Origin of the sequence: Rathayibacter sp. VKM Ac-2835 (assembly GCF_013266705.1) — a bacterium.
Taxonomy (GTDB): domain Bacteria; phylum Actinomycetota; class Actinomycetes; order Actinomycetales; family Microbacteriaceae; genus Rathayibacter.
Genome location: NZ_JABSNQ010000002.1, coordinates 683140 through 697049 on the forward strand (window position 1 = coordinate 683140; position 13910 = coordinate 697049).

A 13910-nucleotide genomic window follows, 5' to 3' on the forward strand; every position below is an offset into this window, starting at 1 on the left:
CCCGCATGAGCACCGCACTGATCACCGGAGCGTCCACCGGCATCGGGGCCGCCTTCGCGCGCGCCTTCGCCCGCCGTGGCTTCGACCTCGTCCTCGTCGCCCGCGATCGGGGCCGGCTCGAGGAGGCGGCCGCCGCCTTCCGCGCGCTCGGCGCCCCGCACGTCGAGGTGCTGCCCGCCGACCTCTCCGACCGCGGGGACGTCGAGCGGGTGCGAATCCGGCTCGTCGACCCGGAGCGGCCCGTCCGGGTGCTGGTCAACAACGCCGGCTTCGGGATCGACGGCAGCTTCGCCGAGCCCGACGTCGCGGCACAGGACGAGGCGTTCGAGGTGATGGTCCGCTCCGTGTCCGTGCTCTCCGGCGCCGCGGCGCAGGCGATGGTCGGCCGCGGGCGCGGGGCGATCCTCACCGTGTCGAGCGTCGCCGGCTTCGTGCACCTCGGGCCGTACTCGGCGATCAAGGCCTGGGCGACGGCCTTCACCCAGTCGCTGGCGGTGGAGCTGCGCGGCAGCGGCGTGCGGGCCGCGGCGCTCTGCCCGGGCTGGGTGCGCACCGAGTTCCACGAGCGCGCGGCGATGGACACCGCCTCCATCCCCTCCTTCCTCTGGCTGGACGCGGACGCGGTGGTCGAGGAGTTCCTGCGCGACGTGGCGCGCGGCTCGGTCGTCTCGATCCCCTCCTGGCGGTTCGGCGTGCCGATCAGCGTGGTCCGCCACCTGCCCGGCTCGCTCGTGCGGCGGCTCTCCGCGGCGGTGAGCGCGCGGCGCTGACCGGCCGCTCCAGCCGAGCTCGGCAGAGGTGCGGATCGGCCGTCCCTATTCCCGGCGTTCCTCCACGCGGCGTTCCGTACACTTGACGCTCGTGGTTGCCGATCAGATCCATCTCGTGCGGCACGGCGAGGTCTTCAACCCCGACCGGGTCCTCTACGGGCGACTCCCGCACTTCCGGCTCTCGGACCTGGGCAACCGGATGGCGCGCGCCGCCGCCGACGACCTGCTCGAGCGCCGCCGCCCCGTCACGGCGCTGTTCGCCTCGCCGCTGCAGCGCACGCAGGAGTCGGCCCAGCCGATCTCGCAGGCCTTCGAGCTCGAGATCGTCACCGACGAGCGCCTGATCGAGCCGACCAACCGCTTCGAGGGCAAGCGCGTCGCCGCCCGCAACTCGGCACTCAAGGACCCGCGCAGCTGGCCGCTGCTCCGCAACCCCTTCGAGCCCAGCTGGGGCGAGCCCTACCTCTCCATCTCGGCGCGGATGTACGCGGCGCTCGAGTCCGCCTGGCAGGGCACTGCCTCCGGCGACGCCGCGCTCGTCAGCCACCAGCTGCCGATCTGGACGACCCACCGCGCGATCGCGGGGGAGAAGCTCTTCCACGATCCGCGCAAGCGCCGCTGCGCGCTCTCGAGCATCACCACCTTCGAGCGCCGGGGCGACCGCTTCGTCGAGGTCGGCTACTCCGACCCGGCGGCCGGCCTCCAGGGCCTCGCCACCGACGTCGGAGCGGTCTGATGCGCCGGACCCGCGCGCTCGGCGTGCTCGTGCTCGTCGGCGCCCTCGCGCTGAGCGGCTGCACCCGCGACAAGCTCGCCGAGGACTACCGGCAGGGCACCAACAACGGCTTCATCTCGGGCGACGGCACGATCACGGAGGTGCCGGTCGACCAGCGGGGCGAGACGATCGAGTTCACCGGGACCGACGAGGACGGCGCGACCATCGACTCGGCCGACCTCGCCGGCCAGGTCGTCGTCGTCAACTTCTGGTACGCCAGCTGCGCTCCCTGCCGCGCCGAGGCCGCCGACCTCCAGGCGGTCAACACCGAGTTCGAGGGCCAGGACGTCTCGTTCGTCGGCGTCAACGTGCGCGACCAGGCGCCGACGGCCGCAAGCTTCGCCGCCGACTACGGCATCAGCTACCCCTCCATCGTCGACACCGACTCCTCGGTGCAGCTCGCCTTCACCGGCGATGTCCCGCCGAACGCGGTGCCCACCACGATCGTCCTCGACAGGGAGGGCCGGGTCGCCTCGCGCATCCTCGGCCAGCTGCAGGAGGCGTCGATCCTCTCGACGCTCGTGGGCGACACGCTCGCGGAGTCGGAGTAGCGCGGTGAGCGAGGTCGTCATCAGCGGCCAGCTCCTCCTCGCGGTGCCGATCGCGCTGCTGGCCGGGCTCGTCTCGTTCGCGTCGCCCTGCGTGCTCCCGCTCGTGCCGGGGTACCTCGCCTACGTCGGCGGCTTCACCGACGCCGGCGAGCGCGCCGCCCGCGGACGCCGCCGGGTCGTGCTGGGCGTGCTGCTGTTCGTGCTCGGCTTCTCGCTGGTCTTCGTGCTCTTCGGGGTCGCCGCCGGCTCGGTCGGCTTCTGGCTGCGCGCCTACGGCGACGTCATCACCCGCGTGCTCGGCGTCTTCGTGATCGCGATGGGGCTGGTCTTCATCGGCCAGCTCTCCTTCCTGCAGCGCACGCTCCGGCCCGGCTTCCGCCCGGCGACCGGACTGATCGGCGCCCCGCTGCTCGGCATCGTCTTCGGCGTCGGCTGGACCCCCTGCCTCGGCCCGACGCTGACCTCGATCCTCGCCCTGAGCTACGGCGCCGGATCGCCCTGGCGCGGTGCGCTGCTGACGGTCGTCTACTGCCTCGGGCTCGGCATCCCCTTCCTCCTGGTGGCGTTCGGCTTCAGCTGGGTCACCACCACCCTCGCGTTCGTCAAGCGCCACATCCGCGCGATCAACATCGCCGGCGGCGTCGCCCTCGTCCTGATCGGAGTCCTGATGGTCACGGGCCTGTGGAACACCCTCGTCTACGGAGCACTCTTCGAGGTGATCAATGGCTTCCAGCCCGCGCTCTGAGTCCGGCTCGAGCACCGACGCCCCCGAGGGCGCCTCCACGGCCGACGCGACCCAGCAGAGGGCTGACGCGTCGTTCCGCCCGGCCGACCACTTCGACTCCGACGGCTCGATCACGCAGCCGACCCTCGGCTTCACCGGCTGGGTCCGCTGGATGTGGCGCCAGCTCACCAGCATGCGCACCGCGCTGTTCCTGCTGCTGCTGCTCGCGATCGCGGCGGTGCCGGGCTCGCTCGTGCCGCAGCGCTCCTCCGACCCCAACGGCGTCACCCAGTACTTCGTCGACAATCCGGACCTCGCGCCGCTGCTCGACAAGGTGCAGGCCTTCGACACCTACACCTCGGCGTGGTTCTCGAGCATCTACCTGCTGCTGTTCGTCTCGCTGATCGGCTGCATCATCCCGCGGACGAAGCACCACTTCGAGGCGATGCGCTCGCGCCCGCCGCGCACGCCCGCCCGCCTGCAGCGCCTGGCCGGCTACACCGTCCGCGAGGTCGAGGGCGCGAGCGAGGAGGAGGCGATCGCCTCCGCGCAGGCCGTCCTGCGCCGGGCGGGCTACCGCACCGAGCGCCACGACGACCCGCGCGGGCGCTGGTCGAGCGTCTCGGCCGAGCGCGGCTACCTGCGCGAGACCGGCAACCTCGTCTTCCACTCCGCCCTGGTCGGCATCCTCGTCGCCGTGGGCATGGGCGGCGGCTTCGGCTACAGCGGCCAGCGCGTGCTGGTCGAGGGCTCGCAGGGCTTCGCGAACAACCTGGCCGGCTACGACTCGTTCAACCCGGGCCGGTTCTTCGACAGCGGCCAGCTGGACCCGTACCAGCTCACCCTCGACTCGCTCGACGTGGAGTACGAGGAGCAGAACCAGCAGGCGCTCGGTCAGCCCGTCGACTTCACTGCGCACGTGACGACCACCCAGCGCGACGGAGGCTCCTCCGACGAGACGATCAAGGTCAACGACCCGCTCGCGATCGGCGGGACCAACGTCTACCTGCTCGGCAACGGCTACGCCCCCACGATCACGGTGCGCGACCCCTCGGGGAAGGCGATCTTCACCGACTCGGTGCCCTTCCTCCCGCAGGACGCGAACCTCACCTCGGTGGGCGTCGTCAAGGTGACCGACGGCCTCGCGGAGCAGGTGGGACTCACCGGCTTCTTCTACCCGACGCAGGACGAGCTGCCCTCCGGAGCGTCGACCTCGATCTTCCCGGACCTGCAGTACCCGGTGCTCTCGCTCAACGTCTTCGAGGGCGACCTCGGCCTCGACGGCGGCGTGCCGACCTCCGTCTACGTGCTGAACACGGACACGCTGACCCGCCTCACCGGCGGGACGACCGGGGTGGCGTCGATCACGCTCAAGCCGGGCGACTCCGCCGACCTGCCGAACGGCCTCGGCACGGTCACCTTCGACAACGTCGGAGCGGACACCTCCGTCGTCGGCACCGACAGCGTCAAGCGCTTCGCCTCGTTCGACATCCACCACGACGCGACCCAGGGCTGGGTGCTGCTCTTCGCGATCCTCGTGCTCGCGGGGCTGCTCACCTCGCTGTTCGTGCCGCGCCGGCGCGTCTGGGTGAAGGCGACGAGCGGGGCGGACGGCGGGCTGACGCTCGAGTACGCCGGGCTCGCCCGCGGCGAGGACCCGCAGCTCACCCGCGCGGTCCGGACGATCGCCGACCGGCACGCGCCGCTCGACCAGCCCTGACGCCGGCCGGCCCTGACGCCGGCCGGGACCGGACTCCGCGGTGGCCGCGGTCAAGTGATCCAACCTGTGCATGTGTGCAGGGGCGCCTCACGGCACCGTCGCTTACCCTGGAGGAGTGATCGAGACCCTCTCGCAGTACTCGGTGCTGTGCCTCTACTCCGCCATGGGCATCTACGCCCTGGCCTTCATCTTCTTCGCCATCGACCTGGCCCGACGCTCGTCGGTCGCCGACGGCGACTCGATCGAGGTCGTCCGAGAGGCCGAGAAGGTCGCCTCGAGCGCCGCCGCCGACCGCGCCGCGAGCGGCAGGGCCACGGTCGCCTCCGCCTCCGCCGGGGGCAACGGCCGCACAGCGACGCTCTCCCGCCTCGGCAGCCGCGTCGAGGACGAGGTCTACAACGCCCCGTCCCGCTCCAAGGCCATGCGGATCGGCTTCTCGCTCACCCTCCTCGCCTTCGTCCTGCACCTCGGCGCGACCGTCCTCCGCGGCATCGCCGCCGGACGCGTGCCGTGGGCCAACATGTACGAGTTCTCGATCACCGGGACCGTCCTCATCATCGGCGTCTTCCTCGCCGTGCAGCTGCGCTGGGACCTCCGCTTCCTCGGCGCGTTCATCACCGGCCTCGTCCTGGTGCTCCTCGGCGTCGCGACCGTCAACTACTACGTCGACGTCGTCCCGCTGCCGCCGGCACTCCAGTCGTACTGGCTCGTCATCCACGTGCTCGTCGCGATCCTCGGCACCGCCTTCTTCGCCCTCGGCTTCGCGCTCTCCGTCACCCAGCTGCTCCAGTCGCGGAGGGAGACCAGCGGCGAGAGCGCCCCCTCGGTCCTCCGCTTCCTGCGCACCCTGCCCAGCTCGCTGACCCTCGAGAACCTCGCCTACCGCGTCACGATCATCGGCTTCATCCTCTGGACCTTCACCCTCATCGCCGGCGCCGTCTGGGCCGAGAAGGCGTGGGGCCGCTACTGGGGCTGGGACACCAAGGAGGTCTGGACCTTCATCATCTGGACCATCTACGCCGGCTACATCCACGCCCGCGCCACCCGCGGCTGGCGCGGCACCCCCTCCGCCTGGCTCGCGATCATCGGCTTCTCCGCCGTCATGTTCAACTTCGGCGTCGTCAACGTCTTCTTCAAGGGGCTCCACGCCTACTCCGGCCTCGACACCGGCATGTGATCTGCGGGCGCTGGCGGGCGCGCTCGCGGCGTTGTCGTCGCGGTCCGTGGCGCCGCCACGCACCACTCCTCCGCCTTGCGATCACACCCACCAGCACCCGCAGATCGGTACTGACGGGGGGCGGGGCCGTCGCTGCGCGACGAGCCTCCGGAGCACAGCCGTCGCTGCGCGACGAGCCTCAGGAGCAGGGCCGTCGCTGCGCGACAAGCCTTCAGGCGCACAGCGGTCGCTGAGCGACGAGCCTCCAGGCGCACAGCCGTCGCTGCGCGACGAGCCTTCGGGAACACGACCGTCGCTGCGCGACGAGCGGCTTCGGCGGACTTCCGGAGGATCGGAGCAGGCGGATGACTCGCCCCTGCATGCTGGTCGAGTAGCCCCGCAGGGGCGTATCGAGACCCGCCGTTGTCAGCACGGTGGTCTGCCGGCCCGTCTTCTGACACGGGTGGATCTCGATGCGCGCGCTGCGCGGGCTCCTCGATCAGCACGGGTGTCCGCGGTCTACGAGGCCGTCCTACCCCTTTGCTGGTCGAGCAGCTCCTCGGGGCCTGACGGGACCCACGTGGATCAGTGGGTGGTCGTCGGGTCGCTCCTCCGCCCATCGACCCGACCGGGAACGGGGTCTGCGCAGCGCGCAGGGCCCCGCTCGCGTCCAGTCGACGGCGGCCGCTCCCGCGAGTGGACTCGGATCGGGTCCTGCGGATGCGCCGGGCCCCGTTCCGGGTCCACTCGCTGGGGCGAGCACGCGCATCCGCGCCCTTGCCGGTCGAGCAGCCCCTCAGCGGCCTGCGAGAAGCGGTGGACCTCGATGCGCCACGGGGAGCGGACTGCTCGGCAGCGGGTGAGCAGCGCAGCGGATCCGGTCAGGCGCCCGTGATCACGTCGATCAGGTGCGGCGCGAACGGCGCGGCGAGCGACAGGACGAAGCGGGTGCGGGCGCCCTCGGGGTGCACGTCGCGGTAGAGGCCGCGGAGGTCGGGGAGGGTCTGGCCGCGGCCGGGGCCGAAGGAGGTGTCGACCTCGACGGGGACGCGCGGGGCCGAGGTGAGCTCGAGGGCGCCGACGGCGATGGCGGCGGCCATCGGGTCGTGCAGCGCGGCCGTGCGATCGCCGAAGTGGCCGACGTAGAAGTCGAAGTAGTAGTCGAGCGCGTGACCGATCGCCGACGCCAGCGGGTCGGCGGAGCGGATCAGCACATCCCGCTGCTCCTCGTCCAGCAGGTGCTTCATCGTCACGTCCAGCGGGACGAGCGTGAGGTCCCAGTCCGCGGCCACGACCTCGGCCGCGGCGGCCGGGTCGTGCCAGATGTTCGCCTCGGCGACCGCGGTCACATTGCCCGGCGCCAGCCCGGCGCCGCCCATCACCGTGACGGAGTGCAGGAGCGACGGCAGCTCGGGGTGCTTCCGCAGCGCGAGCGCCAGGTTCGTCAGCGGGCCGATCGCGATCAGCCGCAGCTCGCCCTCGTGCTCGCGGGCGAGGCGGAGCAGCAGGTCCGCGGGGTCCTCGTCGACCGGCTCCGCGCCGGCGGGCAGCAGCACGCCGCCGATGCCGTTCTCGCCGTGCACGTGCGGGGACCCGCCGGAGTAGGGCTCCTCGAGGAAGTCGTGCGCGCCGACCGCGACGGGGACGTCGGTGCGCCCGGCGAGGGCGAGGAGGCCCAGGCTGTTCACGGCGGCCTGGCGGGCGTCGGTGTTGCCGCTGACGGTGCTGATGCCGACGAGGTCGGCGAGCGGCGAGCGCAGCAGGTAGGCCAGGGCGAGGGAGTCGTCGATGCCGGTGTCGCAGTCGAGGAAGACGGGGACGGTGGGTGCGGTCACGGGACTCCGATGCTCGAAGGGGGAGGGGTGCGGCGGGCATCGGCGGCCGGAGCAGATCCATTCTGGCCCTCCGGCGGCGCCGCCCCGACCGCGGGTAGCCTGAACCGGTGCCCGCCGCCCGGCCGGTGCTCGAGACGAGGAGGGGCCCGTGCCGCGTCCGTCCCTCGTCGCCACCGTGGCCGACGCGCTGCTCGACGAGATCGTCGCCGGCCGCATCCCGATCGGCTCCGAGCTGCCGAGCGAGGGCGAGCTGGCGCTCGCGCACGACGTGAGCCGGGCGACGATGCGCGAGGCGCTCGGCCGCCTGCAGGGCCTGAACGTCATCGATGCGCGCCGGGGCAAGCGCGGCACGGTGAACCCGGTCGCCCGCTGGAGCGATCTCGAGCCGATCCTGCGCGCGACCGCGTCGGGCGTCGACTCCGCCGCCGCGTCGCTGCACCTGATCGAGGTGCGGGAGATGATCGAGACCGGCGCCTCGGCGCTCGCCGCTGTCCGCCGCACCGACGCCGATCTCGCGCGGCTGGAGGAGGAGCTCGAGCGGATGACCGCCGCGCACGAGAGCGGCGACCTGGCCGCGTTCGTCGCCGCCGACATCGCCTTCCACGACGTGATCCTCGCCGCGACCGGCAACGTCTTCGTCGCCGCCGTCTTCGCGCCGCTCGCCAAGGTGATGCGGACGGAGCGCGAGCAGACCTCCGCGCTCGTGCAGATCCAGCGGAACGCCCTGGTCAAGCACCGCGCGGTGCTCGAGGCGATCCGGGCCGGCGACGCGGACGCCTCCCGCGCCGCGATGGCCGACCACATCGCCCAGACGGCCGAGGACCTGCGCCGCTACGTGCTCTCCGCCGACGACTCCTCCGACTAGGCGGCCGGCCCGCTGCGGTGGTGGATCTCGATGCGCCCGCCGCGCGGGCTGCTCGATCAGCAAGAGGGGTCGGCTCGAAGGGGGCTCGAAGCGCGTGACTGCGGGGGAACATGCTGGTCGAGTAGCCCCGGAGGGGCGTATCGAGACCCGCCGTCACTCGGAGGTCGGTCTGCAGACCGGCCTGCTGACGGTGGTGGATCTCGATGCGCCCGCCGCGCGGGCTGCTCGATCAGCAGGGGTGGCGCTGGATGTGCCGCTCGATCCGTGCTCGCTCTTCCGCGCACGTCGGGCTACTTGTAAGATATCTGATACCCCAGGACGAAGGAGTACCGGTGATCTCGGAGACCACGCTGCTGCAGCAGTACCCCGCGCAGGTGCCGGTCGAGGCCGCCGCCGTCGCCCGCACGCGGACGGAGCGCACGCCCGTCCTCGTGGTGCTGGACGACGATCCGACCGGCACGCAGTCCGTCGCCGACCTGCCGGTGCTGACCAGCTGGGCGGAGGAGGACCTCCGCTGGGCGCTCGCCACCGGCGCGCCCGCCGTGTACGTCCTCAGCAACACCCGGAGCCTCGCACCCGAGCACGCCGCCGAGCGCAACCGCGCGATCGTCGCCGGCGCGCTCGCCGCCGCCCGCTCCCTCGACGTGCCGGTCGCCTTCGTCAGCCGCGGCGACTCGACGCTCCGCGGGCACTTCCCGCTCGAGACGGACACCATCACGGACGCCCTCGCCGGCGCGGTGGACGCCGTGCTCCTGGTGCCCGCGTTCCCCGACGCGGGCCGGGTGACGATCGGCGGCGTCCACTACATGCGCGGCGAGGAGGGGCTGCAGCCGGTCGCCGAGACCGAGTTCGCCCGCGACTCGACGTTCGGCTACGCCCACTCCGACCTGCGCGAGTGGGTGGAGGAGAAGACCGGCGGGCGCCGGCCGGCCGCGGAGGTCGTCGCCCTCGGGCTCGACACGATCCGCGCCGGTGCCGACGCTGTGGCCGCCGTCCTCGCTCCGCTCCGCGGCGGCGTGCCCGTCGTCGTCGACGCCGTCACCGAGGACGACCTGCGGCTGCTGGCCCTCGGTCTCGCGCAGGCGGAGGAGGCCGGGCTCCGCGTGCTCTACCGGGTCGGTCCGCCGTTCGTCCGGGCGCGCATCGGCCAGGAGGTGCACCCGCCGCTCACCGCGGACGAGGTCTTCCCGAGCGGAGCCGACGCGGACGCGCGGGCGCGCGGCGGCCTCGTCGTCGTCGGCTCGCACGTCGGCCTCACCTCGCGGCAGCTGGCGCGGCTCGCGGCCACCGGCTCGCTCCGCGCGACGCTCGAGATCGACGTCGACCGCGCCGTCGACCCCGAACGCGCGCCGGCGCACCTCGCCGAGCTCGTCGAGGCGGCGGTCGCGGCCCTCGCGGACGGCGACGTCGCCGTGCACACCAGCCGCTCGCTCCGCCGCACCGACGACCCGCAGGAGAGCCTCGACATCTCGCGGCGCGTCTCGGCGGCCGTCGTCACCGTGGTGCAGGGCGTGCTCGCCCGCGTCCGCCCGCGCTTCGTCATCGCGAAGGGCGGCATCACCTCGAGCGACGTCGCCTCGGAGGGCCTCGGCATCCGGCGCGCGATCGTGCGCGGCCCGATGCTGCCCGGCCTGGTCTCGCTCTGGGAGCCGGTCGAGGGGCCGGCCACGGGCATCCCCTACATCGTCTTCGCCGGCAACGTCGGCGACGACGAGTCGCTCGCGCAGGTCGCCGCGACGCTCCGCGCTCCCGCGCTCTGACCGCGCATCCGCATCCGCCCCGATCCCCTGGAGGACCCCGTGACCGCACCCGACACCGCCCCCGCCCCCGCCCCCGCCCCCGAGTACACCGTCGCCGTCCTCGGACTCGGCGCGATGGGCCTGCCGATGGCGACCCGCCTGGCGGGCTCGCTGACCGTGCACGGCTTCGACATCGCCGAGCCGCGCCTCGAGCTGGCCCGTGAGGCCGGGATCACGCCGTTCGGCTCGGCCCGAGAGGCGGTCGCGGGCGCCGATGCGACGCTGCTCGCCGTCCGCAACGGCGCTCAGCTGCGCGAGGTGCTCTTCGGCGGCGCCGGCTCCGAGGGCATCGCGACCGCGCTCCGCCAGGGCTCGGTCGTCATCATGACCAGCACGGTCGGCATCGCCGAGGTGACCGACGTCGCGGCGGCGCTCGCCGAGCACGGGGTCGATCTCGTCGACGCCCCGCTCAGCGGCGGACCGGTGCGGGCGGGGGAGGGCGACCTGCTGATCGTCGTCGGCGCGACCCCCGCCGCCCGCGAGCAGGCCCGCCCCGTGCTCGACCTGCTCGCCTCGACCCTCAGCGTCATCGGCGACCGCCCGGGCGACGGCCAGGCCTTCAAGACCGTCAACCAGTTGCTCTGCGGCGTGCACATCGCCGCCGGAGCGGAGGCGCTCGCGCTGGCCGCGAAGCTCGGCCTCGACCCGGCTGCCACGCTCGAGACGCTGTCCGCCGGTGCGGCCGGCTCGTTCATGCTCGGCAACCGCGGCCCGCGGATGCTGCAGGCCGGCGACGAGGGCGGGGCCGAGGTGCTGAGCCGCCTCGACATCTTCGTCAAGGACCTCGGGATCGTCACGACCGCCGCGCGCGGGGCCGGGCTGGCCACCCCGGTCGCCGCCGCGGCCGAGCAGCTGTTCCTGCTCGGCGCGGCGCAGGGCCTCGCGGCGGCCGACGACTCCGCCGTCATCTCGGTGCTCGCGCCGCCCGCCTGATCAGGGGCGGGGCGGGCCGGAGCGCCTCAGCCGGGGCGCCTCAGCCCGCGCGCCTCAGAGCAGCGCCCACGTCTCGCGGAGGCGGTCGCGCCACCAGCCCAGCCGGTCCGGCGAGACCGCGTGGCGCAGCAGCAGCGCCTCGGACACCTCGACCCGCTCGACCGGGATCGCGCCGTCGACCGGCCGCAGCGGCCGCTCGGTGACGTCCGCGGCGAGCAGCGAGGCCGTGCCGAGGCCGCAGTCGTAGGGCAGCTCGGGCAGTGCCGCGGCGAGCGCCGCTCCCATCGCCAGCCCCACCGAGCTGTCCAGCGCGCTCGAGACCACCGCGGGCAGTCCCGCCTCGGCGACGAGATCCAGCGCCCGCCGCACCCCGCCGAGCGGCTGGGCCTTCACCACGAGCAGGTCGGCGGCTCCGGCGCGGGCGACGGCGAGCGGATCCGCGGCCTTCCGCACGCTCTCGTCGGCGGCGACGGGGATGCCCATCCACTTCACCCGGCGGCGCAGATCGGCGAGCTCGTCGACGCTCGCGCACGGCTGCTCGACGTACTCGAGGTCGGCGGAGGCGAGGGCGTGCACCGCGTGCTCCGCCTCGTCGACGTTCCAGCCGCCGTTCGCGTCCACGCGGATCCGCCCCTCCGGTCCGAGCACCCGGCGCACCTCGGCGACCCGCGCCACGTCGTCGGCGAGGGTCTGCCCGCGCTCGGCGACCTTCACCTTGGCGGTGCGGCAGCCGTGGTAGCTCGCGAGGATCGCGGCGACCTCGTCCGGGTCCACGGCCGGCACGGTCGCGTTCACCGGGATGCGGTCGCGCAGCGGGGCGGGCTGCTCGCTCCAGCCGTAGTCGAGGGCGGCGCGCAGCCAGGCGGCCGACTCCGCGGGCCCGTACTCGAGGAACGGGGAGAACTCGGTCCAGCCCTCCGGCCCGCGGACCAGGGCGATCTCGCGGTGCTCGACCCCGCGGAAGCGCGTGCGCAGCGGCAGCGCGACGACGTGCAGTCCGGCGTCGACCTCGCCGAGCGAGGGCAGGGGAGCGGGGAGCGGGGGAGCGGGAGGCACGACATCGTCCATCCCGCCATCATCCTCCGCCGCGGGAGCGGGCCGGGACGGGCGGCGCTCAGCCCGCGTCGTCGAAGACCGCGGGCAGCCCGCCCTCGCCGCCCCCGCTGCTGAGCACGTGGCCGGTCGCGGCGTCGATCGTGAGCACGAGGTGGTCGAGCGTGAGGTCGATGACGCCGAAGGGCGCCGGGATCTCGCCGGTGTAGCCGACGAGCCAGAGCGAGTCCTCCGGAGCGAGGCCGGGAGGAGCCGCGATCACCTGTCCCGAGGCCCGCAGCGAGCCGTTCTCGCCGTAGACGGAGTCGGCGCTGACCCGGACGGCCCGCTCGCTGCCCGCATCGACGCCCGGGCCCTCGAGCGGGCGCACGACGGCGATCGCGGCCTCGGCGGAGTCGATCGGCGCGCCCGTCGGAGCGGCCGGCGCGTCGGCGGCCGGCGTGCTCCAGATCTCGATGTCCGCGAGTGCGTCGGCGGCCGGGTCGGACGCGGTGACGACGACCGTCTGCGCGGCGGCCTCCGCCTCCCGAGCGCCTCCCGCGCCGGCGACGGACGCGAGTGCCGCCATCGCTCCGACGGCGATCACGCCGACCACCGTCCCGAAGCCCGCTTCGATCCGGTTCACGACGCCTCCCAGCGCGGCCGGTCGTCTCCGGCGCGCGGGGCCAGCGTGGCACACGGAGCGCCGCGTGCCCAGGGGAGGATCGGCGCCGACGGCCGGTGGCCCGGCCCGTGCGAGACTGGCGTCGACGACGCTCGACCCCGGAGGGACGCGATGAGCCAGGTACCCGTGAGCCCGCCCCCGACGAGCCCGGCGGCTCCGTCCGGTGCCCCCGGGGCGCCCCGCCCCCGGCCGCTCGGCACCGGCGGCTGGATCGCGCTCGGCACGAGCATCGTCGTCGGCGTCGTCTACACCGGCGTGCTCGGCACGCTGCTCGCGCTCGGCCTGGGCACGGCGATCGACGCGACCGCCGACGCCCTGCCGACGGCGGCGCCCGGCTTCACCGACGAGCCGTTCGGCGAGGCGACCGAGGGCCCGGACAGCGGCGACCCGGCCGACCCGCTCTACGACTACCCCGGCTACCAGGACGGCGACGCCGCCCTCGTCCTCGCGCAGCCGTCCGCCGAGACCGCGATCGCGCAGTCCGAGGCGGCCGTCTCCGCCATCGAGGCCACCGTCCTGGACGGCTGGACCTCGGCCGACGACGAGTACTACGAGCGCTCCGAGAACGGCTACGGCGGGCCGTCCCTCCTCTACGACTACATCTCGGCCACGAGCTACGCCGACGCGGACCTCGGCTCCGACGCCGCCAAGCAGGCGGTCGTCGACGTCTTCACCGCGGCGGTCGCTCCGCTGGGCTTCGATGCCGTGGACGTCGCCGACACCCCGGCGGAGTGGTCGGAGGTCGGCTACGAGTACGAGGGCGGTCTGAGCGACGAGGAGGCGGGGGCCGCGCTGTGGATCGTCACCGCCTACTCCACGGTCGAGGACGTGCCCGCGATCGAGATCGGCCTCGTCGATCTCGGCGCCGACAGCACCGGAGAGGTCGAGCGGATGCTCGACGACGTCGGGCTCACCCCGCCGGACAGCGGAGCCTTCCTCGCCGGCTACGCCAACTCGATCCTCGAGGAGGGCGACCGGGCCGAGTTCACCGAGCGCATGCAGGCGTACGGCGGAGTCGCGGCGACCTGACCCGCGTCGGTACCGGGATCGCGGTGACCCCGCAAG

The 13910-nt window shown here is 73.8% G+C and carries 13 protein-coding genes; 10 read left to right on the forward strand and 3 right to left on the reverse strand.

The features are described 5' to 3' along the window. Positions 1–5 precede the first annotated feature (5 nt). The 6 genes from HRK28_RS11000 to ccsB all read left to right on the forward strand — a co-directional run bounded on the left by HRK28_RS11000 (position 6) and on the right by ccsB (position 5717). A complete protein-coding gene (locus HRK28_RS11000; RefSeq protein ID WP_173251508.1) occupies positions 6–770 on the forward strand; it encodes an SDR family oxidoreductase in 765 nt (254 codons plus the stop codon). A gap of 91 nt (positions 771–861) precedes the next feature. After that, positions 862–1506, forward strand: a complete 645-nt coding sequence (locus HRK28_RS11005) for a histidine phosphatase family protein (RefSeq protein WP_123446605.1) — start codon at positions 862–864, stop codon at positions 1504–1506. Continuing rightward, positions 1506–2096: a TlpA disulfide reductase family protein gene (locus HRK28_RS11010; protein WP_160090680.1), complete on the forward strand. Its 591-nt coding sequence runs from the start codon at positions 1506–1508 to the stop codon at positions 2094–2096. The genes HRK28_RS11005 and HRK28_RS11010 overlap by 1 nt, the downstream gene beginning before the upstream one ends. Before the next feature lie 4 nt (positions 2097–2100). Further along, complete coding sequence (locus HRK28_RS11015) at positions 2101–2841, forward strand: cytochrome c biogenesis CcdA family protein (protein WP_160090679.1); 741 nt, start codon at positions 2101–2103, stop codon at positions 2839–2841. Beyond that, complete coding sequence (locus HRK28_RS11020; RefSeq protein ID WP_173251509.1) at positions 2819–4540, forward strand: cytochrome c biogenesis protein ResB; 1722 nt, start codon at positions 2819–2821, stop codon at positions 4538–4540. Before HRK28_RS11015 ends, HRK28_RS11020 begins: the two co-directional genes overlap by 23 nt. 163 nt (positions 4541–4703) lie before the next feature. Beyond that, entirely contained in the window at positions 4704–5717 is a 1014-nt protein-coding gene (gene ccsB, locus HRK28_RS11025) for a c-type cytochrome biogenesis protein CcsB (protein WP_160091432.1), read from the forward strand. Between the two features lie 860 nt (positions 5718–6577). Here ccsB and HRK28_RS11030 read toward each other — a convergent pair. Beyond that, complete coding sequence (locus HRK28_RS11030; protein ID WP_173251510.1) at positions 6578–7531, reverse strand: nucleoside hydrolase; 954 nt, start codon at positions 7529–7531, stop codon at positions 6578–6580. A gap of 148 nt (positions 7532–7679) precedes the next feature. Here HRK28_RS11030 and HRK28_RS20840 point away from each other — a divergent pair, with 148 nt between their 5' ends. The 3 genes from HRK28_RS20840 to HRK28_RS11045 all read left to right on the forward strand — a co-directional run bounded on the left by HRK28_RS20840 (position 7680) and on the right by HRK28_RS11045 (position 11128). Beyond that, positions 7680–8396: a FadR/GntR family transcriptional regulator gene (locus HRK28_RS20840; RefSeq protein WP_160090676.1), complete on the forward strand. Its 717-nt coding sequence runs from the start codon at positions 7680–7682 to the stop codon at positions 8394–8396. Between the two features lie 332 nt (positions 8397–8728). Continuing rightward, positions 8729–10156, forward strand: a complete 1428-nt coding sequence (locus HRK28_RS11040; protein ID WP_367948402.1) for a four-carbon acid sugar kinase family protein — start codon at positions 8729–8731, stop codon at positions 10154–10156. A gap of 39 nt (positions 10157–10195) precedes the next feature. Continuing rightward, positions 10196–11128 carry an NAD(P)-dependent oxidoreductase gene (locus tag HRK28_RS11045; RefSeq protein ID WP_367948403.1) on the forward strand — a complete coding sequence of 311 codons (933 nt, stop codon included), beginning with the start codon at positions 10196–10198 and terminating at the stop codon, positions 11126–11128. Positions 11129–11182: 54 nt separating this feature from the next. Here HRK28_RS11045 and HRK28_RS11050 read toward each other — a convergent pair whose 3' ends face one another. Both HRK28_RS11050 and HRK28_RS11055 read right to left on the reverse strand, forming a co-directional pair. Further along, positions 11183–12196, reverse strand: coding sequence for an o-succinylbenzoate synthase (locus HRK28_RS11050; protein ID WP_173251511.1), 1014 nt, complete (start codon positions 12194–12196; stop codon positions 11183–11185). A 46-nt stretch (positions 12197–12242) separates the two neighbouring features. Next, entirely contained in the window at positions 12243–12806 is a 564-nt protein-coding gene (locus HRK28_RS11055) for a hypothetical protein (RefSeq protein ID WP_173251512.1), read from the reverse strand. A 165-nt stretch (positions 12807–12971) separates the two neighbouring features. On the opposite strand from HRK28_RS11055, the gene HRK28_RS11060 reads away from it, so the two are divergent. Continuing rightward, positions 12972–13874 carry a hypothetical protein gene (locus HRK28_RS11060; RefSeq protein ID WP_173251514.1) on the forward strand — a complete coding sequence of 301 codons (903 nt, stop codon included), beginning with the start codon at positions 12972–12974 and terminating at the stop codon, positions 13872–13874. The last annotated feature ends 36 nt before the right edge of the window (positions 13875–13910 follow it).

Coding starts and splice junctions, on each gene's coding strand:
- HRK28_RS11010 (WP_160090680.1), top strand. CDS start 1,506: ATGCGCCGGACCCGCGCGCTCGGCGTGCTCGTGCTCGTCGGCGCCCTC.
- HRK28_RS11020 (WP_173251509.1), top strand. CDS start 2,819: ATGGCTTCCAGCCCGCGCTCTGAGTCCGGCTCGAGCACCGACGCCCCC.
- ccsB (WP_160091432.1), top strand. CDS start 4,704: ATGGGCATCTACGCCCTGGCCTTCATCTTCTTCGCCATCGACCTGGCC.
- HRK28_RS11000 (WP_173251508.1), top strand. CDS start 6: ATGAGCACCGCACTGATCACCGGAGCGTCCACCGGCATCGGGGCCGCC.
- HRK28_RS11050 (WP_173251511.1), bottom strand. CDS start 12,196: ATGGACGATGTCGTGCCTCCCGCTCCCCCGCTCCCCGCTCCCCTGCCC.